Here is a 23,713-nt window from a genome sequence, read left to right on the forward strand (position 1 = left end):
TAAGAAATGTAACGGTTTTAGCTGTGTTTTGGGTTTTATTTCTGCTGATTTTTAATTGATTATAGCTGGCGTTACGTTTATGTTGCACATGCATTAAAACTTGTTTTTTGCCAGTTTAACCTTTTCGTTACTAAACTTTTGTTAAGAAATTATTAACTTGAAGGGCTTAATCCAATCCAGATAAAAGACGAGGTATGATATTGCGGAAAGATATTTTAGAAAACAAGAAGTTCACTAAACAATTAGCGCTGTTGAGTAAGTTATTTTTCATCGTGATTTTTGCTTTTTGCATTTTCTATGAAGCTGGTGCGCAGATAAACGGTCGGCATTTTAGAAATATTTCTGTAGAAAAGGGTTTATCACAAAGTACTGTTTTTGCCATTAAACAAGATACGCTAGGTTTCGTATGGATAGGAACACAAGACGGGCTTAACCGTTACGACAGTAAAGGCTTTAAGGTTTACCGGCCAATAAAATCAGATCCTAAAAGCATACAGTCTTATTATACTCGTACGCTTTTTATAGATCATACAGGTACTTTGTGGATAGGTGGCAACCAAGGGGTAAGCCGCTATAATTATGCTACCGATAGTTTTATCAATTATAAACTGCCCCGTAGTTTGGGCGAATGGTATGTTTCCTCTATTACTGAAGATCCACAGCATAATATTTGGGCTACTTCTGTTGTTGGAGGTATTTTTAAACTGGCTATGGGCGAATCGCAGTTTAAACAGGTTAATTACGATTCTTTTAATACAGGCATTAAAAGAGTTGTTTATGTTGGAAGCTGGAAACAAAACATTCTAATCGGTACCGAAGTTGGCCTTTTTAAAATGACGGGTTCGAAAAATAAACTGGTAAAAATTGATTTGGGAACCGATAAACCCGCTATTAACGATGTGTATATCGATGGAGATGTTTTTTGGGTAGCTACCGAAGGTAAAGGACTTATTCAATATAATTTCGAAACTGAAAAGAAAAATATTTTCCTTCATTCGCCAGGCACTAAAAGTATAGCCGATAACAATATCAGGTGCGTAGGGAAAGATACGGATGGTAATTTATGGTTGGGTACTTTTCGAGGTTTGTCTATTTTCGATCCCAATACCAATACTTTCGAAAATTATTTTCACCAAATTTCTCAACCTTATACCATCAGCCAAAATTCGGTGCGCTGTTTTTTTAAAGACAAACAAAATGGCATTTGGTTGGGTACCTATTACGGTGGTATTAACTATTACCATAAAAACGATATCAAATTTAACCTGCTGAGCCAGAATACAGGTAGGCTATCGTTAAATGATGAAGTAGTAAGTGCCATTAAGGAAGATTCGAAAGGTAATTTTTGGATCGGAACGAACGATAAAGGCTTAAATTATTGGAACAGGGCCACCAATAGCATTAGCTATTTTTCCAATAACGAGAACAATGCCAACAGCTTAAGCGCAAACAACATTAAAGCCATTGCTTTTGATAATGATCAGAATCTTTTGGTTGGGATGCACAATGGTGGATTAAATATCTTAAATCCGAATACCGGTAACGTAAAGCGGTACCGCCATAGCGAAAGCGATCCGAATAGTCTAGCGGGCGATCTGGTTTATAGTATATTGAAAGATTATAAAAACAGGATCTGGATCGGAACACGCTCTGGCTTAGATCAGTTTAATCCTCAAAGTCAGACTTTTACACATATTCATTTAGACAAGGCAGGGAAAAGGCCCAGTTCAGATGACATAACCTACCTTTTTGAAGATAGTAAACATCGGATATGGATTGGTACAACCAATGGCGTTACCCTGTTTTATCCGGATAACATGTTATTTGGTAATGATCTCAATAATCAGCTGCGTGATGATGTAATTAGTTGTATTGCAGAAGATAAAAATGGGCGGATATGGATTGGTTCGAGGGAAGGACTAATTTTATATGATGAGAACCAGCAATCGTTTGTGACTTATAAAAACCGGAAAGACTTTATAAAAGGAACCATTTATGGTTTGCAACCCGATAATGAAGGCAATATTTGGGTTTCTACCAACAGGGGGCTCATCCGTTACAACCCTGATACGAAAACTTCGCAAGCTTTTGATGAAACTGATGGATTACAGAACAACCAGTTTAATGATTATGCTTTTTGCAAAGCCAGCGATGGCATGTTATTATTCGGAGGAATTAAAGGGCTTTCTTATTTCTACCCATCTAATATTAAACAACAACCCTTACCTTTGAAATTAACTTTTACAGGCCTCGAGGTATTTAATAACAGTGTAACCAGTGGCGATGAAACCAAAATACTCGAGAACCATATCGATCAAAGCAGCCAACTCGAATTTGCGGCAGAGTATAAACAATTTACCATCCATTTCAATACCTTCAATTATATTTCTGCAAATAGAACCAAATACCTGTACAAGTTAGATGGTTTTGATAAAGACTGGCAACATACCGAAGATTTAAAAATAACCTATAATAACCTTAGGGCAGGCAGTTATACTTTTTTAATTAAAGCGGTAGGACCAAATGGCGAAACCAGTGCGGTAAGAACCTTAAAAATTATAATATTGCCACCATGGTATAACGCTACCTGGTTTTATTTGTTAATGTTTGTTGCCTTTGTAGTTGGTGGTTATATTGCATATAGAATTATTGCCGAAAGAATTAAGGCCTTACATCAGCTTAAGCTAGAACGGGTTGATAAAGAAAAAGTACGCTATATCAATCAGGTTAAAATGGATTTCTTTACCAATGTGTCACACGAGTTAAGAACGCCGCTTACGCTTATCCTGGCTCCATTAGAAGAGTTGATTAAAAAGCCTTCAGAAGATAAATTGATTAACAAACGGCACGAAATGATGTTGATTAACGCGAAACGTTTATACAACCTTGTTGATCAATTATTTGAATTTAGAAAAACGGAAACAGGCATAAGAAAGCTAAAAGTTAGCAAAAGTGATATCGTAAGTTTTATCCATGAGGTTTACGAATCGTTTAAACCACTATCTGATAAAAACCAGATACAATATACCTACCATTCAAGCGAAGCAAAATTATCTTTCTATTTTGATAATGATGCCATGGAGAAAATATTGTTCAACCTCTTATCAAATGCATTTAAATATACCAGTACATATAATAAGATCAGTGTCGAATTATCCACGCTGAACAATTTCGCCATTATCACCGTAACCGATACGGGGGTGGGTATTTCAGAAGATGATATCGCAAAGGTTTTTGATCGCTTTTATCAGGTTAATAATCAGGAAATGAATTTAGGCTCGGGTGTCGGCTTAGCCTTTACCAAAAGACTGATAGAACTTCATCACGGATCAATTAAAGCAGAAAGTGAACTTGGAAAAGGCAGTAAATTTACAGTTTCCATCCCAATGGCAGATGCTGTTTACAAAGAGGATCTACAGACCGAAAGTATGCGTTATGAGCTTTCGATAGTGCCTGAAGAGGAGGCGATAGCCGAAAATAACCTGATGTATACCGAGCAATCTTTGATAACTGAATCCAATTTAAATGACGGGCAAAGAAGTAAACTGCTCTTGGTTGATGATAACAAAGAAATTTTAGATTACCTGCAAGATTATTTTAAAGAAACTTATGAAGTTACGATTGCTTTTGATGGTAAAATGGCATTGGATATTTTAGAAAAAGAGCAATTTGATTTGGTTGTAAGCGATGTGATGATGCCCGAACTAGACGGTTTGCATTTTTGTAAAAGGCTGAAACAAAATATTAATACTTCCCATATTCCAGTGATCCTGTTAACCGCTAAAACAGAAGTAAATCAGCAGATTAAGGGTTTAGAAATGGGGGCCGACGATTACATTACCAAACCATTTTCTATAGATATGCTTGGCGCTAAAATAGCCAGTTTGTTAAAATCGCGTAAACGATTAAAAGAATATTACGGCGGAAGTAATGAAATCGTTCCTCAAAATCTAGCATTTAATACATTAGATGAAGAATTCTTGAAAGAAGCGATAGCGATTGTAGAAAAGTACCTTTCGGATTCTGATTTTTCAGTGGATAAATTCAGTCGGGAAATTGGCATGAGCAGATCAAATCTTTATCTAAAATTTAAGGCAATTACTGGAGAATCAGCAACCGATTTTATTAAAAGGATCAGGTTTAGTAAGGCTGTTGAACTAATGCAGAGCAAACGATATACCATTGCACAGATTACCTATATGTGTGGATTCAATTCTCCTTCTTATTTTTCTACTGCATTTAAACAGTACTATGGTTGTATGCCTAGTGAATACTTAGCCAAGGAAGATAAAATGGAGCGCTAGTTGATATAATATCCATAATGGCAAAAAAAAATGTTCTGCCGCTCAGGCGATTGTTCTTTTTTTGTTTTTAAATGATAAGGCAGCTTCACGAATAAAAACAATGCTGCAAATGCTAAAGACGTATTTTTTTTCATAAAAATGTATTATGGGGCTATATAAAAAAAGGGAGGCGAAAAGCCACCCTTAACATGAGAAGGTTATGTTTTTTTAAATAGTTTATACCGCCTGTACCTTTAAAACCACGCTGGTTCTGTAAGCATTGGCTTCCGGATTAAAGCCTACCTTCATTAAAAAGTCGCCAGAGTAAACTTTAGAACTGTCAATTGGCGATTTAGCACCAGGGTAAAGGTTAATTTCTTCTATTTTATACTTTTTGGCGGGATCTAACCCTTTTAGTTTAATCGGTAATATCACACCATTGGTGAAAAGGGTGGCCACATGATAGTTAAAAACAATAGCCTGGTCTTTTGCTTCGTTTACGTAGGCAATTGAAGCTATTTTATTTTCGTAAGGATCCTGTAAACGGTATTGCTGGCCATGCCAGATAATATCTTTAAAGCTATTATAGGTTTTAACGGCATTCTGACTAAAAAGCAAATCATTTTTACTTAACTCATTTACACGTACATCATAACCGAGTTTCCCCATCATGGCCACATCTGTTTTAAATTTAATAGGCTGTTTACCCATATCGGTAATGTGGTTATCTACAGCAATAGAAGGGAAATAATACGAATATTCCCACTGAATAAAGATGCGGTCGTAGGGATTCGTATTATCGCTAGGCCAAAATTCGGTGAAATGTTGTAGCGCAGCATAGTCTACCCTCGAACCGCCTCCGGCACACAGCATCATTGGTGTTTTAGGATATTTTTTTCTAATCCTATCCAATACGCTATTCAGTCCCCTGATATATTCAAGATAAAAATGATCCTGGTTTTTTAAGGTAGGAGAGTTAGCGTTGTATATTAAGGAGTTACAATCCCATTTAATGAAGGCTATTTCTGGCACTTCCTTAAAAAGATCATCTACTGTTTTATATATAAAATCCTGAACCTTAGGGTTGGTTAAATCCAACACCAACTGGTTGCGCATGTAATATTCTTTTCTTTCAGGCTGTCTGATAATCCAATCGGGATGATTCTCATAAAGTTCACTTTTAGGGTTAACCATTTCGGGTTCTATCCAGATACCAAATTTTACACCACTTGCTGTGGCTTCTTTACCCAAAGTACTGATGCCATTTTTTAATTTTTGCTTGTTATACTGCCAATCTCCGAGGCCGGAAGTAGATCCATTGCGTGGGTATTTATTTCCAAACCAGCCATCATCCAATAAAAAAACATCAACCCCTAACTTTTTGGTATCCTTTGTTAATTCATTTAATTTTTCATCATTAAAATCGAAATAAGTGGTTTCCCAGTTGTTTAAGATGGTAGATCTTTGGCCTTTTCCGTCTAATATTTGATAATTTCTTGCCCAATCATGCAAATTTCTGCTGGCTAAACCTTTTCCTGCCGATGAATAAGTATAAATAAAGCGCGGGGTAACGAAATTTTCGCCAGCCTTTAAAGTATAGTTCGACGAAAAATTATTATTCCCGGCAGTTACGCGGAGGTAATATTCGTCGAAAGTTTCAAAATCTAATTTAAAGTTTCCTGTCCATGCTAACGATCCGGCAATTACTTCGCCCATATCCTCGGTGGCAGGCTGGTCTATCGAAACCATAAAAGAAGAAGAATGAAGCAGGTTTGTTCTGGTTCCTAATTTAGAATCGATTGTTTTTATGCCATGTAGCAATTGCTGTTCTTCCGATCGCATTTCGCGTGTGGCACCACTATACTGGTTTTTAAGGAAGAATTTTTTTCCGCTCAGGGTAAGATTTGCCGAAGCATATTTGTTTAATACTACTGTGCCTTTTTCTTTATGTTCAATTTCAGCCCATTGCTCAATTACATTTTCATTAAAATAGGCCAGGTATTTTAAGGTAACCTGAAAATTGTATTTTAAATCTTTGAGGATTACGCTGGTTAATTTTCTGTTCTGATCTAGCTGTTCGGTTTTTACATCCGAAAATGTTAAAACGGTAGATTTATTTCCATCAGCATGGGTTACAGTTAAGGCAGGTTCTAATAAATTAAGTGAGCCAGAAGCAATATAAGCTTCACGTTTATTTAAAAGGTCATCAGAGCCGGGTTTGTATTTATCTAATGCTTGTATGCTTGGGTATTCGCTCGCATTGTCTAGTTTTTTGCCAAGGTAGGTCGATAATAAGGTGTTATCACGATCTGTTTCCAAGATCAGCACATTACTTTTTGTAGTAATTTCTATCGTTTTCTGTGCAAAGCTGTTTAGACCTACTGCCATTGAGAGTAAAAAAAAAAGTGTGTTTTTTCTTTTCATTATTTATTTGGGTAAAGTTTAGATGGTATTATCAACCATAAGCTAATATTGCAAATTAGATTTTTCTGAAGCCAATGAATGTGCCATTTATACCAGATTATTATCTTTTTTTAACAAAAATTAATGCGACTGCAGGAGATTATAGTGCTAAAACTCTCGCATTTTTAAATCTAATTGTAAAATAAACTGGGCATTATTATTGTTAAGGGGAGATCAGCGTTGTTTTTAAAAAATTAGCGTAATTTTATAATCATAAAAAAATATTACAGTTTTCATCTTTAAACATTTTCAAGAAATGCATTTCCTTCGTTACAATAAATTATCGCAACCCCTAATACGCTCATGAACTATAAAAAATTGCAGGAAGATGTAGAAAAGCACGTTGGCGATTACTTCCATACCCATAACGATCCTCGCCTGGTTTATCATAACCTCGAACATACGCAAGAAGTGGTAAATGCTGCGCAGCAAATCGCCAATCATTACCAGCTTAATGAACAGGATTTTTTCTCCGTAACTGTTGCGGCTTATTTTCACGATACAGGATATTTTGAAGATGCACTAAACCACGAAGCAAAAGGAGCAGAACTGGCTGATGATTTTTTAGCGAAACATCAGGTCAATCAAGAAATCCGTGACCATGTTAAAGGTGCAATACTGGCGACTAAAATTCCACAGAAGCCTAAAAATGAAATCGATAAAATCCTTTGCGATGCGGATCTGTTCCATTTGGGGTTGCCCGATTTTCGTGCAAAAGGGAAATTGATGCACAAGGAAAATGAATTAATCTATAAAAAAGATATCAGTAAGCTTGATTGGCGTAAAAGAGATATCCAGTTTATGGAATCGCATCATTACCATACCGATTATGCCAATCTGTTGTTGAGCGATCAAAAACAGAAAAATATCAGCAAACTGAAAAGTAAATTAACAGCGCAGGAAGAAATTAGTACCGAATTGGCAGAACCTGTAAATTTTGCCCCTGTTATTGAGAAAGATAAAGATAAAAAGAAAAAAGGTAAAGACGATCGGCCTGATAAAGGTATCGAAACCATGTTTAGGATTACCTCTGCCAATAACCAAAGGTTGAGCGACATGGCCGATAACAAGGCCCATATTCTGATCACCGTAAATTCGATCATGCTTTCCTTGATCGTGAGTTTGTTGCTAAGGCGATTGGAAGACCATGGCAACCTGATTATACCCACATTTATTTTATTGGTAGTGAGTTTAACCTGTGTGGTGGTTTCCATTTTATCAACCCGCCCATCTATCCCCAAGGGAGAGTTTACGCAGGAAGATATGGATAAGAAAAAAGTAAACTTATTGTTTTTTGGTAACTTTTATAAAATGAGTTTGCCCAGTTATACCGATGGAATGATTAAGGTGATGAACGACAAAGACTTTTTATATGGGACCTTAATCACCGATGTATACTCGCAAGGCGTAGTTTTGGGCAGAAAATATAAACTGATCCGCCTGGCTTATAATATTTTCATGTTTGGTTTAATTGCTGCAGTATTTGCCTTTGTAATTGCTTACGCAGCTTACGGTAAACTTTAATGGAACAGATTGTAGAAACCTCTTTTTTTAATAGAGATTTAAGCTGGTTAAAATTTAACGAGCGTATTTTAATGGAAGCCGAGCGAAATACTGTTCCACTTTTAGAACGCATTAAGTTTTTGTCGATATTCTCTTCCAACCTCGACGAGTTTTATCGTGTAAGGATGCCAGTGTTACTCGCTTTAGAGAAATTGAGCAATAAGGAAAATACCGATATCCGGATTGATGATAATTTGCTCAATACGGCAAATCAGCTTATTTCAGAACAGCAACAGCGTTACGGGAAAGTACTTAAATCAGATCTTATTCCCTTACTTAAAGAGAATAAGATAAACTTAATTTACGGACAGCCATTCCCTGCAGAAATTCAGAAAAATATAACCCGATATTTTTTGAGTCAGGTAATGGCCTTTTTGCAGCCGGTTTACATAAATGCTGATACCAATTTTTTTCCCTCAAATAATGAACTGTACTTTCTGATTACGTTAAAAAAGAAAGAAGATGCAGAAGTTGTTATTTTAAATATTCCTTCCAACCAGTTAGCCCGTTTTTATAAAGTAGAATCAGGTGATGAAACCTTCATTGTTTTTCTGGATGATATCGTTCGTTTTCATTTAGACCGTATTTTTCCTGAAGCCGAAGTTACCGGATGTTATAGTTTCAAAATTACCAGAGATGCCGAAATTGACCTGAAAGATGAATATTCGGGCAGTTTATCCGAACAATTAGAGAAGCAGTTGCTCAAACGCGATTCTGGTTTAGCTACACGTTTTCTCCATCAACCAGGCATACCGGCAAACGTTTTTGAACTGCTCAAAAAGCTTTTCAACCTTAAAAAGGCGAATAGGATGGAAGGCGGACAGTACCATAACCTGAAAGATTTCATGGGCTTCCCTGTAAATTCGCCAAAATTATCCAACCAAAACTGGCCAAAAATCTGCAATACCGACCTCATAGATGGATCATTAACTGAGGCCATTTATAAAAACGATATTATCGTACATACGCCTTACCAGAGTTACGATAGTGTATTGCGTTTTTTTAACGAAGCTGCTATTGATGCTGATGTTCGGGAAATCTATGTTACGCTTTATCGTGTAGCCAGCGATTCGAAAATTGTTAATGCTTTAATCAGCGCTGCAAAAAATGGCAAAAAAGTTACCGTTTTGGTAGAGCTTAAAGCCCGTTTTGATGAGGCCAACAACATCAAATGGGCCAAGAAAATGAAAGAGGTAGGCGTTGATATTATTTATAGCGTAACTGCTTTAAAAGTTCATGCCAAAGTAGCCCTGGTAAAACGCCAGGTAGGCGATAGAATGCGTTATTCTGGTTTGTTTTCTACCGGAAACTTTAACGAAAGTACAGCCGCTTTTTATACCGATCATATTTTAATGACGGCTAATAAAGAAATGCTGCGTGAAGTGGAGCTGCTTTTTATTTTTCTGGCCAAAAGGGTTAAGCCTACCTCGTCCGATCTGATTAAATTCAACCATTTATTGGTAGCACAGTTTAATTTACAGCAAGTTTTTCTTGATTTGATAGATCGCGAAATTGAACATGCCAAACAAGGTAAACCATCGGGTATTACCATTAAAATGAATAATCTGGAAGAAAAAGTATTGATCAATAAACTTTACGAGGCATCATCGGCAGGTGTAAAGATCGAACTGATTGTCCGGAGCATTTGCCGCTTAATTCCTGGCGTAACAGGGATGAGCGAAAATATTAAGGTTACCCGTATTGTAGACCGTTATTTAGAACATGGGCGTGTTTTTATTTTTCATAATTTAGGTAAAAACGATGTATACCTGGGCTCTGCCGATTGGATGAACCGGAATATTTATCGAAGAATTGAAGTTTGCTTCCCGATTTATAACGAGCAGATTAAACAAGAGATGATAGATATTATCGAAATTCAAAAACAAGATAACGTTCAGGCCGTTTGTATAGATGAAAACATGGATAATATTCCTGTTAAAAGTAGCGGGACTCCTGTAGAGTCTCAACACGATATTTATCAATTATTAAAAAATAAATAACCCGTGGTCTGTGTCCTCACAGACCACATGATTTTACTTATTGATGGTCTGTGGGGACACAGACCATGGACATTAAATTTACCCCTTATGAAATACAATAAAACTTTCCTGGCCTCTAGCTTACTAATTTCAGTTGCCTTTTTATGCATTTCGTGCGTAAATGGTAATCGCGATGATAAAAATAACGATTCAACAGAAACTGTTTCAACAGGAGGAGCAGAAAAATCAAGTCTTCCTTACGATTTAGCAAACCCGGTAAAGTATAATATGCCCCAAAATCTCTTCGAAATTTCTGGAATTGTATTTCATAATGACGACCCTAAAGAAGTATTTGCGATACAGGACGAAGACGGCGATTTGTTTCATCTGGGCTTAACCGATAAAGAATCGAAGTTCACCAAATTTGGAGGTAAAGGCGATTATGAAGATCTGGCTATCTTAAATAATACCGTAATCGTGTTAAAAAGTAATGGCGAACTGCATAGCTTTCCCATTAGCGAGATCAATAAACCAGAAGTTGCAAATGTGGTTAAAACCAAAGACTTAGTTCCTAAAGCCGAATACGAAGGCTTAGCCGCTGACGAAAAAACAGGTCTCGTGTATGTTTTAACTAAAGAAATTAAGAAAAATAAAAGCGATCAGACCGATATTTATGCCTTTAAATATGCCGATGGCAAATTTACTGCAAGTGGAACTTTTGCTTTGTCTTATAAAGAAATAGCTGACTTATCTGGCGAAGCCAAAATTAAGTTCCGTCCGTCTGCTTTGGCTAAAAATCCCTCAACTAACGAGTGGTATGTGCTTTCGTCAATGAATAAATTATTGGTCGTTACCGATGCAAACTTCAAAATTAAAGCAACATATCCGCTAAAAGGAGACTTCTTTAACCAACCAGAAGGTATCGCATTTGATCGCGATAACAACCTTTATATTTCTAACGAGGGTGGTACTTTATCGGCAGGAAACATTTTAATGTTTAAATTGAAAAAGTAAATATTCGTATTTGTTTTATCATGTTGATGCTAAGCAATAGAATTATAATAAAGTGGCAGTCCCGCAAAAGGTCGTCATTTCGAGCGAAGTGCAACGCAGTCGAGAAATCTAATATAGATCTCTCCATTTCGCTACGCTTCAGTCGAGATGACGACTTTTCTTCCGAACAAAATAAATTTTAAAATCACTACCTTTATACAAACGCTTAGTCTATGATAAAAAGATTTACCCTTTTTACCCTTTTATTTTTAATTAACTTCATTGCCTTTGCGCAAGATGATGTAAAATATCGTGTAATTCTTTTTGGCGATGCCGGCGAAATGAACCCTGCTCAAATGCAGGATTTAAAAAATGCTGCAAAGCAGATCCTTCCCAAAAAAACAACTGTTGTATATTTGGGTGATAATATTTACCCAACCGGAATGGGCCTGCCGGGTAGTATAGAAGAAGAGGAGACCAAAAAGATCTTACGCTCACAGTTCAAGCCTATGCGTAAAATGGGGGCTGCGGTTTATTTTGTTCCCGGCAACCACGATTGGGATAAATCTGGCCCCAAAGGTTTGGCCAAAATCAAAGCACAGGATGATTTCCTTAAAGCACAGAACGATCCATTACTGAGGTTAATACCAGAAAACGGATGCCCTGATCCTGTTGCCATTAAATTAACTGATAAATTAACCATTATTGCTTACGATAGCGAATGGTGGGTTTTTCCATACAATAAATCGAACCCTAATGGCGAATGCGAATGCCGTACCAAAGATGAGGTTTTAGTAAAGATGGAACAGTTGCTAGAAGAGAATAAAGACAAGGTTATTCTTTTAGCCTCGCACCACCCATTTCAGAGTTACGGGCCACATGGCGGTTATTTCAATTTGAGGAACCACATTTTTCCACTCACATCGTTAAATAAAAATCTATATGTCCCTTTGCCTGTTTTAGGCTCTGTTTATCCGTTATTACGCTCAACCTTGTTAAGTCCTGAAGATTTAAACCATCCGGCCTATAAGGATATGATTAAATCAATAACCGGAGTATTTGGCGATTACCCAAATGTAACCTATGTTGCTGGGCATGAACATGGTTTACAATTAATCAAAGGAAAACAGCTGCAGATTATTAGTGGATCTGGTTCAAAAGTATCGCCAAATAAAGAAGGAAAAACATCTTTATTTCACGAAATGCAGCAAGGTTATGTGGTTGCCGATCAGTTGAAAAACAACGATATGCGCTATGAATATTACATTTATTCAGATACGAGCGTTAAAAGAGTTTATAGTTACATTAAAAAGTTCGAAACCATCCCTCAAATAGTAAGAAATAGAGATAAACCGATTACCGCAGATAGTATTTTTGTACGCATTAAACCCGAATATGACAGCGTTGGCCGTTTTCACCGGACTATTTTTGGCGAAAATTACCGTAAAGAATATGCTGCAAAAACAAAGGTTCCGGTACTAAGGGTTTCCCAAATGATGGGTGGTTTAAAAGCGACACAACGCGGCGGGGGCAATCAATCTCGTTCATTACGGTTAGAGGATAAAAACGGTAAAGAATATGTATTGCGCAGCGTGGAGAAATACCCTGAAGTGCTTTTGCCTGCCGCACTGCGCGAAACTTTTGCTAAAGATATTATAAAAGATAATATGTCAGCGCAGCATCCGTTTTCGGCACTGGTAGTTCCCGAACTTGCCAAGGCCGGCGGTATCCCACACAGCAACCCGATTATTGGCTGGGTTTCTCCTGATGACAACTTAGGCGAATTTGAATCGGCATTTGCCAATACTTTGTGTTTGTTCGAAGAAAGAGAACCCACTGGAGAATCAGACAGTTCTCCTAAAATGGATAAAAAACTAACAGACGATAACGATAATAGATTAGACGGACCAGCCTGGGTAAAAGCAAGGGCATTTGATGTGTTATTGGGCGATTGGGACAGGCATGAAGACCAGTGGCGCTGGAAAGAAACCAAAACTAAAGATGGTTCGCTATATTCGCCGGTACCAAGAGATCGTGACCAGGTATTTTTCAGATCTGACGGCCTTTTACAGCGCTACACGCAATCTTCGTCATTATTACCTATGATGCAGGGTTACGAACGTGGTATAAAAGATATCAATTGGTTTTTATGGGAAGGAAGAGAAATCAGCAGCCGTTGGACCGCCAATATTGACGAGGAGGAGTTTGATAAAATTGTGAAAGATTTCTGCGCAAACTATAACGATGCCGTTTTCGAGAAAGCACTAAAAAAACTCCCTGAACCAAGTTACTCATTACATCATGATGCCTTTTTGGCCCAGATGCGTAACCGGATAGCCACTTTGCCAAAGTTAATGAACCAGTATTATCATTTCTTTAACCGTATTGTGGATATTGAGGTGACCAATAAAAATGAACTGATTCAGATTACCGATGCTGAAAACGATGGATTACGCGTAAAAATCAATAAAATTTCTAAAGAAGGTAATATCAAAGACGAACTTTTCGATCGGAAATTCGATCCCAAAGTAACCAAAGAAATCAGGGTGTACATGCACAACGGTAACGACAGCTTGATTCTGAACAATAAAAACTCGAATATTAAATTGCGGATTATCGGTGGCAAGGGCACTAAAGTTTACGATTTTGCAAACAGCAACGGATCTGTAAAGTTATACGGTAGAACCGATAAGGCAGCTTATAATGGAGAGGATGCCAATAAAATCAGAAAAATTATTTCTAATGATACCTCGAATTTCAGCTATATCCCAAAAGATATGTACCGCCGTAATTCGTGGTTGCTAAATGCCGGTTACAATCAAGATGATGGCCTTTTATTAGGTTTAATCTTCAGGCAAACTAACCCTGGTTTCAGGAAACAGCCTTATGGCAATTCACAGACCGTTTCATTTCTGCATTCGTTTTCTACGAAAGCTTTTAGGTTTAACTATAAAGGAGAGTGGTTAAAAGCTTTGGGTAAAGGCGATTTTGTTGTAAAAGCTGATGCTTTCGCGCCAAATAACACACAGAATTTCTTTGGCTTGGGCAACGAAACACCTTTCAATGATGGAGACAACATTAGGTACTACCGTGCACGTTTCAACCTTTATCAGGTTGATGCGTCAATCAGGTGGCGCCGTCCGAAATCTACCTTCAGCGTTGGTCCGTCATATCAATATTATAAATATAATCAGGAAGATAACGATGGCCGTTTTATCGAAAATCCATCACTCTTACATTCATCTGATTCGATAACGGTACGAAACGAAAAGATGTTTGCAGGTGCATTTGTAAATTTCACCAACAATACCCGCGATAATGATCTGTTACCAACCTTGGGCAGTTATGTCGATTTTAAACTTTTGGGCTACAAAGGCGTTAACAAATACTCCAATTCTTACGGACAGTTTACGGCAAGTATTGCTTTGTACAAAAACCTCGATGGCAGAAAAAACTTCATTTTGGCAGATCGTTTTGGTGGAGGGATAACCATTGGTAAACCAGCTTTTTATCAGGCCTTATATCTGGGCGGGCAGGGAAATCTCTTAGGTTACCGCCAGTTTAGGTTTGCCGGCGAACATACTTTTTATAACAACTTAGAGCTTAGGGCCAAACTTGGCGATCTGGTTAGTTATGTTTTACCCGGACAGATTGGCTTATTGGGTTTTTATGATGTAGGCAGGGTTTGGAAACGTGACGAAACTTCTACATTATGGCACCACGGTGTAGGAGGGGGCGTTTATTTCGCTCCGGCATCACTTACAGTTGTGCGATTTGTAATGGGGCACTCGTCTGATGGCTGGTATCCATACGTCTCGCTTAATTTTAGGTACTAAATTTGTGTAACATATTAATAGATGTAATATCCAAGTATTACGTTCAGCAGACGAACATTACTTTAACGAGTATGTATCTTTGCAATGAATTAATAATTAAATAGATAACTATAAAATTTACACTATAGCAAAACTTATACAATGAATACCAATGTAATACAACTACATAAGAATGAATGTATACATTGCCAGGTAGAATCATCTCTGTCTTTTCGCCCACTTGTGGAGTATTTAAAAGGCAGATTGAAAACAGAAAAATCGGTAAAATCTGAGTTTTACAGGTTTTTACTTCAAAAAATTGAAAAAGACGATGTGCTGCTTGGCAACATCAGCGCCGAAGATTTATCCCAATATAAAGATACTTTAGAATTAATTTTTACTATTCTAACCCCTTTAATGGATAATGAAGATGATTTGTTTTGGGCTTTAAGTACCCCAATTCCAGATCAGATTTTCTTCAGCACCAATGCATTCTATAATTTTTTTAAGGATCATGATCCTAAAAATAAGGTAACGAAAGACAACGAGCCTATTGAGAAAAAACAACTTAAGTTTATCTACAATGTTATTTTAGGCCGTTTTTATAATTTTAATTCGGTACTGAAAAATGAGATTATTTATGCTCATATTAATCAGGAAACAAAACTGACACAATACTACAATATTCAAACCGATACTAAGTTTGTAGATATTATGCATAAGGGCGATTTACCTGAACTTAATTTTGAAGAACTGGGCAAGCATTTTCAAGACGAAACCGAACTGGAATACCTGGTAAAACACCTGCCTTTACAAGATTTTCACTTTGAAGGATTCAGCATCATCTCAATAACAGATGTAACCCTGCAACATGCTATAGATGGCATCCGCGATGCGCTTGTTAATCACAATTATCAAACTGAAGCCTATACGCATGTAATTCACGCTTTAAAAACACTTAGTGGAAACGGAAAACTCGAATTTGGTTTAATGCCTTTTTTAACCGTTAACAATAAGCTCGTTTTCGATAATCAGGAGTTTTCACAAAGTATGCTGATTAATTCGGCAAAAACATCCAATCTGGAAGAAGAAGTTTTCTATTCATTGGTTGATAAATATAAAGAAAATCCCAGGGCCATTTTTGTAAGCTCAATCAATGACGATCAGATTGATAAAGATCCTTTTTTAAGGGTTTTAAAAGCTGCCGGTGTTTGCTCTTATTCAGTACTGCCTGTATACTACAATACGCAGTTGGCCGGTGTTTTAGAAGTTTATTCGAGCGAGGAAGTATTGGTTGACGATAAACTTTTATCGAGGTTACGTCCGGCAATGCCTTTAATCGGTCAGCTTTTCCAATACAGTATCGAAGAATTTGATGCGAAAATGGACGAAGTGTTGATGGATAAATTTACCGCTTTACAACCATCAGTACAATGGAAGTTTAACGAAGCTGTTTGGCATTTTCTTCAGCAAAATAACAGTTACCATAAATTAAAGGAAATCGAAACGATCACCTTTAAACATATGTATCCGCTGTTTGGCGCAATCGATATCCGTAATTCTACCATAGAGCGTAATAAAGCTTTAAAAGATGACATGGAAGTACAGTTAAATAGTTTAATTGAGACTTTAAAAGCCATCCGTAAGCACGTTTCTTTAGAACTTACCGATAAACTATTGTTCAATTGTAAAGACTGGATTAAACGCATCGGCGATTTTGCTTCATCAAACGAAGAAAACAAACTGAACGAGTTTTTAGAAATAGAGGTTTATCCTTTCTTATCGATTATTAAAGGAAACTACCCGATAACAGCTGAGTTTGTAGATCGTTATTTCGAAGTTATCGTTCCAGAAACAGGTGCTGCTTTTGCAAATCGCAGGCAACTGGAAATTTCGATGCAGCTGATTAATACAGAAGTGAGTCAGTACCTGGAGAAATCGCAGGCTAATTTACAGGCTTCATACCCTTGTTATTTTGCCAAATTCAGAACTGATGGAGTGGAGTACGATATTTACATCGGACAGGAAATTGCACCAGATCGTCCATTTGATCTGTTGTACCTAAAAAATATCCGCCTTTGGCAGTTAACTTCAATGGTCGATATTGCGCGTTTATCAAAAGGATTAATTGGCGAAATGCCCCGTGCATTAGAAACCACACAATTGATCTTTATCCACTCTAATGCAATTGATATTAGCTTTAGGAACGACGAACGTCGATTTGATGTAGAAGGTGCTTACAACATCCGTTACGAAGTAGTTAAAAAACGTATTGATAAAGTATTGGTTAAAGGTACAACCGAACGTTTAACGCAGCCCCATAAAATCGCAATGGTTTATTTCAATCCTGAAGAAGCCAAAGAATATATGGAGTATATTAAATATATGCAGGTTCAAGGTTATTTAAACGACGATTTAGAGCAGCTTGAACTAGATGAACTTCAGGGTGTTTCAGGGTTAAAAGCTTTAAGGGTAGGCGTAAAATACCTGGAAAGTAAAGTAGCAGGTAAAACAGATGCTGCTAAAAAACTTAAACCTAAAGAGATTAAATCCATTGAGAAGGAAATCGCGAAGGTACTACAGCACTAATAAACCGTAACAGGTCGTCATTTCGAGCGGAGAGCAACGTAGTTGAGAACCACGAAGTGTTCAGCGAAAGCTATTTAGATAGATCTCTCCTCCGAAGGAGTTCCTTTGGAACATTCCACTGCGTTCCAGTCGAGATGACGGATTTGCTGCTGAAGGTTTAGCATATCATTAATTTTGCGCATCCATCGTCCATCTTACATTTTCCGTGCAAAAAAAAGGCTTTCTGATCCTGATCAGAAAGCCTTTTTTATTTCATTTGTGTGTTTTTTTATTATTTGATTGCAGCAATTTCTTTTTCAATTGCAGAAGTTTCTACAGCGCTGATGTTGGTTTTTAAAGCTGCAAATCTATCGATGGTTAATTTTTGTGATTTACCCATAACCAAAGTATGTTGATCAGTCGAACCACTTAATTTTAAATCTGCCTGATCAGCAATTACAGTATATAAACCTTCTGAGCTGGTATTGATTTCGGCATGTGCATTTCCTTTTAAAAAGATCTGAAGATATTTGGTTCTTAGTTTTCCTTCAGTTTTAACAACTGCATTTTCTGATGCTTCAATTCTGTAAAAATCGTTCACATAAACAGTTAGTTTTGCTTTTTCGGTGCTGGTTGAAGTGATTTTTAAATTATCACCGTCCTGCATCACTTTTGCTGTTCCTGTGTTATCATCAGTATAAGAAATGCCTGGGTTATTTCGCTGGATAATGGTTACTTCTACATTTCCTTTTACAGAAATTCTTTTAAAAGCCGATATTTTTAAAATTGCATCTGGCTCTTTTTCTGTTGCAGAAACGCTTGTAGTAAATATCGCTGATGATATAACGATTGCTGTTAATGAAGAGGCGATTAGGGTTTTGATTGAGGTTTTCATAATATTTTTATTTAATAATTAAATGTTAATTAGTTGTTATTTAAATGTTTAAGTCTTTTTGTTATAGTTTTGATGATAAGACGCTGCGAAATAAAAAACGTTGCAGGCCATGTTGCGTTTTTATACAAGTGATAGGTAATACTCGACGAACAGGCATTAATTCAAGACGAAAACTTGAAACTTTTACCAAGCATTTGTAAAATATTTAAAGATCTTTTATTGATCTCGTCTTTTTCTTTATATTTAATGAGAATTTTAGTCTGTTTTATTTATGAAAAAAAAGGTTGTGCTTGTTCAGGATAATAAAGATATCCTAGATATAATGGACCATGTATTGGAGGAGGAGGGATTTGATGTTACGGCATCATTGACAACCGAGCCTATAGATAAAATAGACCAAATTGAACCAGATGTCGTGATTGTGGATGATCACATTAAGGGGAAAAAGAGAGGATCGCAGGTGATTAAAGAACTTAAATCTGACCCTGAAACAGAAGATGTATCGGCTGTGTTAACTTCCACATCAAATAATTTACCTCAGCAGGCAGAAGAATGCAAAGCTGATGATTTTATCGAAAAACCGTTTGATATCGATCACATGGTTGAAGTGGTAAAGAAAAATTCTTAAAATATTTTATTCGAACGAATGGTCATCATTTCGATCCGATAGCTATCGGATGGAGCGTAATCCCGAACTTTCGGGAGAGAAATCTATAAGTTATATTATTCAGAATTTTACTAATAGATTTCTCGGCTACACTCGAAATGACGGACCTTTCCTAAAGGATAACTTCCTCTACAACATCTTAAAAAAAACTTAATTTTCTTAATTCCTTAGTGGTTAGTATTCTTCCAGGAAGGAAGGGCTAATATCAAAGCAATATAAATTTCTTCTCGAAGCCTCGAGGTTGAAATGACAACTATGCATTATACATTTGGCTTATAAGTATCTGTTTTAACCGTTGCTTTTAATTCATGTAATATCGTATACAGCCCAAAATTAGTCCGGTTAACATAAATAAAATGTTTTACACCACGCGCTTGCTTAAATTCTGGCATTTTTGAGATTTTTTCGCCGTACATATACAATTGCTCAAAAAAATCTGGTTTGCTAAAGTCGAACGATTCACTGATATAAGGTTTGGCAAACAGACTGATCATCTCCCTGTACGATTTATGGTAAAACTCAACCTGCTCAGGAGAATCGTCGGCATGGATCATATCCAGTTTCCTGAATGCATCTATCGTTTTGTTTTTATCATTAATGATATCAGTAGAAATTAGGGCGAAAAACGGGTAATAGAAATCATCAGGCATTTCTTTTATACATCCAAAATCAATTACGCCAAGCTTTTCATCTGGCGTAATCATAAAATTTCCAGGATGTGGATCAGCGTGCACAGCCCTTAGCTCATGCTGCTGGAAATTATAGAAATCCCACAGCGCCTGTCCGATTTTATTCCGTAATTCCTGAGAAGGATTCGTTTGTAAAAATTCTTTTAAATGCAAACCTTCAATCCAATCCATAGTGATAATTCGCTTTCCAGATAATTCTGGATAGTACTTTGGAAATACAACATGATCGAGGTTTTTACAGGCTTCTGAAAATTCTATAGAGCGTTTAACTTCCAGTTCGTAATCGGTTTCTTCAAGCAAACGTTCTTCAACTTCTTTTATATAGATATTCAATTCCCTTTCCGACATGCCCAATAAACGGAAAGCGAAAGGTTTTACCAGTTTCAGATCAGAAGAAATACTGTCTCCAACACCAGGGTATTGAATTTTAATGGCGAGTTTTTTACCATTAAGCATTGCTTGATGCACCTGGCCAATAGATGCAGCATTGCTGGAGCTTAAGTTGAAACTATCGAAAATATTTTCGGGTGTTTTACCGAAATTTTTCGTGAAAGTCCGAACAATTAATGGACCCGAAAGGGGCGGGGCATTGTATTGAGACTGGGTAAATTTATCGACATACGATTTTGGCAGGATATTTTTATCCATACTCAGCATCTGTGCAATTTTTAAGGCACTGCCCTTTAATTCGCTCAGCGATTTATATATGTCGGTTGCATTGTCCTCGTTAAGCTGCTCGCGGTCCATATCAGGGTTAAATAGCTTTTTCGAGTAATGTTTAATGTAATTACCCCCGATCTGAATACCTGTTTTAACAAATTTTGCCGAACGTTCTACTTTTGTGGTTGGAATACTTTTTTGTGTTTTCATCTGGTATGTTAAAACCTCATCTTATCTGCAAACTTCCCATTCCTGCTTAAAAACTTCCCGTATTCCAATAAATTATCAATTGGCGAATGCTGAAAAAGATCGAAAGTTACATTAATGCCTTTTTCTATGGCCTCATCGCTTTTTTCGAAACCTTCACTATCATCATTGATCCAAAAATTAACAATAAAAGCAAACTGGATCCATAAGGCATCTTTATACCTTTTGCTTAGAAAGCGGCGCTCGGCAAGCTCCCCGCTACCTAAACCCTCTTCAATAATTTCTTGTGCAAAGTTTTCGAAAATAGGTTTTACACCAGCCAGTACATCAGGAGTAGAAAATTTACCACGGTGATTCTTTAAGCTGTAAATCACAAAACTGCGTTCGTTCTTCAGGTTTTCGAGGTAACTGTAAAAGAAAGAAAGCATTTTTTCTCTGGCTGTATACTGGAGCCAAACTTCCTGCTCTTTAATTTTGTTAATGGTTTCGAAAGTAAGTTCAAACCAGATTGTTTTTTCTATGCTTTCAAAAGAAGAGAAAAACTGATAAAAATCGGCCTCGGTAATTTTAAGCTTCTTTACAAAAACATAAACCGATTTTGGTTTTTCATTGTTTGTTAAAACATAATCTAAATATGCTTTTCTAATTTGCTGAGCAGTTGCCATACACCTGTTTTTTACAAGTATAACGTTTAATTTATGGGCTTGTTTTTACAGTAGGTTTTTTGTTGATCATGAAATTGTAATAATAGCTTTCAAAATATTTGAAAGATAGTTTTTGGCTAATTATTTTAGTTTAATTAAGTTTGAATGTTGATAATTTTTAAAATTAAAACTAAAATATTTAGTATTTTTGTTGTTGATATTTCTTTTAACTAAAACACAGCAATATGGTCCAGGTGAACGATTTTTTATACGGCAGAATGGAACTGCCAATGGTATTCTCTGATCTGTTAAATACTGATGCTTTAAAAAGGTTAGGTGGGATTCATCAAAGCGGTGCTATATTTTTGGTTAATCCAGATATCTGCCATTCACGTTTGGAGCATGCTATCGGAGTTACGATGTTGATCAGGATGCTTGGTGGCTCAGAGTTGGAGCAAATTGCCGGCTTGCTACACGATATTTCGCATACCGCTTTTTCTCATGTGGGCGATTATGTTTTCGACAATACAGAAGAAGATTATCATGAAAAGGTTTTTGCCGAAGTTTTATGCAGATCCGAAGTGCCTGATGTGCTGTTAAATTATGGATATAATGTTAACCAGATTTTGTATGGTACATTTAATATTTTAGAACAGCCATTGCCAGCGCTCTGTGCTGATCGTTTAGACTACACTTTACGTGATGGTATTCATGGTGGGGTAATTTCCCGTCAGCGCGCCCGCGAGTTTTTAACATCTATTGTGTTGAAAGATGGGAAAATAGCGGTGAATGCAGAAACTGAGGTGGCTTGGATTAATGAAGCTTTTGAAAAACTGAATAACGAGGTGTTTAAATTACCGCTTCACCTTTACGCCAACGGCAAAATGGCCGAATTAATTAAGAAATTTCTGAATAAAGGGGTATTGGTTGAAAGTGATCTGTTTAAAACAGACACCATGTTGCTAAACAAAATCAGAACTTCTTATGAAGGATATGAAGCCATTAAGTCGATCAAACAGTTGAAAGGTTTCGCTGAATTTATGCGTCATGGAGCGGTGCCAAAGATAAAAACAAGAACTTTGAATGCGCTTCTGGTTTAGCGATTAAGAGTAGGTGTTTAACGTCGATTATCCTCTTCATTTCGCCCTTCTGAATTTGTTTTTACCACGCCAGGCTTGGTTATATTTTGTCGCGAATTATTATTTATCGCTCTCGTTTCGTCCTCCTAAACTTGTTTCAGAGTCTTTCTGGACTTGTTTTACCATACCCAGGTTTGGTTATATTTTGTCACGAATTATTATGTACAGTTTATCGCTCTCGTTTCGTCCTCCTGAACTTGTTTCAGGATCTTTCTGGACTTGTTTTACCATACCCAGGCTTGGTTATATTTTGTCACGAATTTTATGTACAGTTTATCGCTCTCGTTTCGTCCTCCTGGACTTGTTTCAGGATCTTTCTGGACTTGTTTTACCATACCCAGGCTTGGTTATATTTTGTCATGAATTATTATGTACAGTTATCGCTCTCGTTTCGTCATCCTGAACTCGTTTCAGGATCTTTCTGTTTAAATATATGCCGAGGGCTAACGAACCAACAAACCGTTTCAGAAGAATTAACGTATATTGTGAAAAATATAAAGACATGTCTGCAATAGAAATTATTTTAATAGGAGTAGTGATCCTGCTTATTTTTGGTGGCAAAAAATTGCCAGAGTTGATGCGGGGGATAGGGAGAAGTGTGAAAGAATTTAAGGATGCCAAAGATGAGCCTCCTGTTAAATAATTGCACTAAATAAAACTTTCTGTTAATGGCGCTGTTTTAATTAAAATAAACGCCAAGATGGAAAATAAAAAAGAAGATCTAGCCAAATCAAAATCTGATTTTACAGCAGAAAATGCAAAGCACCCTGAAAAGGGATTAAATGATTGGAACGACCGCTTGGATCAAAATCTGGAGCCTGAAGACCATAACGATAGTATTGCAGATGAGAAGGCCAAAGATTTCTCCGCAAAATACGGGAGCGGCGATCAGTCCGATCAGGGTAGTAACTGAACCTTTATCCTATAGCCACTTTTAATAGGCGGATTTTTTATTTTGCCTGCCTGTATTCATCGCTTCCACTTCTGCTTTTCAATACGAATTATATTTATATGTGAAATTTTTTTACACTACTCTTTAAGATTATTACACGAAAGGCTCTTTTTCTGCGTAAAATTGTTAAAATTCTAATAATTCTTTTTTCTTGTGATTTGATTAATAGTATATTGCATATCAAATCAAACAAACA

The 23,713-nt window shown here is 36.7% G+C and carries 14 protein-coding genes; 10 read left to right on the forward strand and 4 right to left on the reverse strand.

All coding sequences use genetic code 11. The features are described from left to right. Positions 1 to 194: 194 nt before the first annotated feature. Positions 195 to 4,304: a two-component regulator propeller domain-containing protein gene (locus AC07VK_RS02895; RefSeq protein WP_492958212.1), complete on the forward strand. Its 4,110-nt coding sequence runs from the start codon at positions 195 to 197 to the stop codon at positions 4,302 to 4,304. Positions 4,305 to 4,520: 216 nt separating this feature from the next. On the opposite strand, the gene AC07VK_RS02900 is transcribed toward AC07VK_RS02895, so the two are convergent. Further along, positions 4,521 to 6,707, reverse strand: coding sequence for an alpha-galactosidase (locus AC07VK_RS02900; protein ID WP_492958214.1), 2,187 nt, complete (start codon positions 6,705 to 6,707; stop codon positions 4,521 to 4,523). Positions 6,708 to 7,049: 342 nt separating this feature from the next. On the opposite strand from AC07VK_RS02900, the gene AC07VK_RS02905 reads away from it, so the two are divergent. The 5 genes from AC07VK_RS02905 to AC07VK_RS02925 all read left to right on the forward strand — a co-directional run bounded on the left by AC07VK_RS02905 (position 7,050) and on the right by AC07VK_RS02925 (position 17,685). Then, the gene (locus tag AC07VK_RS02905) at positions 7,050 to 8,270 is read left to right on the forward strand and encodes a Pycsar system effector family protein (protein ID WP_492958216.1); all 1,221 of its coding nucleotides are present in this window, start codon (positions 7,050 to 7,052) and stop codon (positions 8,268 to 8,270) included. Beyond that, positions 8,270 to 10,309 carry a polyphosphate kinase 1 gene (ppk1, locus tag AC07VK_RS02910; RefSeq protein WP_492958218.1) on the forward strand — a complete coding sequence of 680 codons (2,040 nt, stop codon included), beginning with the start codon at positions 8,270 to 8,272 and terminating at the stop codon, positions 10,307 to 10,309. Before AC07VK_RS02905 ends, ppk1 begins: the two co-directional genes overlap by 1 nt. Before the next feature lie 87 nt (positions 10,310 to 10,396). Continuing rightward, on the forward strand, positions 10,397 to 11,302 hold the full coding sequence (locus tag AC07VK_RS02915; RefSeq protein ID WP_492958220.1) for an SdiA-regulated domain-containing protein: 906 nt from the start codon (positions 10,397 to 10,399) through the stop codon (positions 11,300 to 11,302). A gap of 212 nt (positions 11,303 to 11,514) precedes the next feature. Further along, positions 11,515 to 15,117 (forward strand): BamA/TamA family outer membrane protein, encoded by a 3,603-nt coding sequence (locus AC07VK_RS02920; RefSeq protein ID WP_492958222.1) that lies wholly within the window; start codon positions 11,515 to 11,517, stop codon positions 15,115 to 15,117. A gap of 243 nt (positions 15,118 to 15,360) precedes the next feature. Next, on the forward strand, positions 15,361 to 17,685 hold the full coding sequence (locus AC07VK_RS02925; RefSeq protein WP_492953192.1) for a GAF domain-containing protein: 2,325 nt from the start codon (positions 15,361 to 15,363) through the stop codon (positions 17,683 to 17,685). A gap of 271 nt (positions 17,686 to 17,956) precedes the next feature. On the opposite strand, the gene AC07VK_RS02930 is transcribed toward AC07VK_RS02925, so the two are convergent. Then, positions 17,957 to 18,559 (reverse strand): GIN domain-containing protein, encoded by a 603-nt coding sequence (locus tag AC07VK_RS02930; protein WP_492958224.1) that lies wholly within the window; start codon positions 18,557 to 18,559, stop codon positions 17,957 to 17,959. A gap of 271 nt (positions 18,560 to 18,830) precedes the next feature. Here AC07VK_RS02930 and AC07VK_RS02935 point away from each other — a divergent pair, with 271 nt between their 5' ends. After that, on the forward strand, positions 18,831 to 19,187 hold the full coding sequence (locus tag AC07VK_RS02935; RefSeq protein WP_492953194.1) for a response regulator: 357 nt from the start codon (positions 18,831 to 18,833) through the stop codon (positions 19,185 to 19,187). Positions 19,188 to 19,486: 299 nt separating this feature from the next. Here AC07VK_RS02935 and AC07VK_RS02940 read toward each other — a convergent pair whose 3' ends face one another. Together AC07VK_RS02940 and AC07VK_RS02945 are read right to left on the reverse strand one after the other, a co-directional pair. Further along, entirely contained in the window at positions 19,487 to 20,785 is a 1,299-nt protein-coding gene (locus tag AC07VK_RS02940) for an ABC1 kinase family protein (protein WP_492958226.1), read from the reverse strand. Between the two features lie 8 nt (positions 20,786 to 20,793). Beyond that, positions 20,794 to 21,447, reverse strand: a complete 654-nt coding sequence (locus tag AC07VK_RS02945) for a TetR family transcriptional regulator C-terminal domain-containing protein (RefSeq protein WP_492958228.1) — start codon at positions 21,445 to 21,447, stop codon at positions 20,794 to 20,796. A 224-nt stretch (positions 21,448 to 21,671) separates the two neighbouring features. On the opposite strand from AC07VK_RS02945, the gene AC07VK_RS02950 reads away from it, so the two are divergent. From AC07VK_RS02950 to AC07VK_RS02960, 3 genes are all read left to right on the forward strand, one after another. After that, positions 21,672 to 22,526 carry an HD domain-containing protein gene (locus tag AC07VK_RS02950; protein ID WP_492953196.1) on the forward strand — a complete coding sequence of 285 codons (855 nt, stop codon included), beginning with the start codon at positions 21,672 to 21,674 and terminating at the stop codon, positions 22,524 to 22,526. A gap of 541 nt (positions 22,527 to 23,067) precedes the next feature. Continuing rightward, entirely contained in the window at positions 23,068 to 23,208 is a 141-nt protein-coding gene (locus AC07VK_RS02955) for a Sec-independent protein translocase subunit TatA/TatB (RefSeq protein WP_083505447.1), read from the forward strand. Positions 23,209 to 23,265: 57 nt separating this feature from the next. Next, the gene (locus AC07VK_RS02960) at positions 23,266 to 23,478 is read left to right on the forward strand and encodes a hypothetical protein (protein WP_492953197.1); all 213 of its coding nucleotides are present in this window, start codon (positions 23,266 to 23,268) and stop codon (positions 23,476 to 23,478) included. Positions 23,479 to 23,713: the final 235 nt, after the last annotated feature.

The organism is Pedobacter sp. GW821-FHT01D05 (assembly GCF_059422505.1).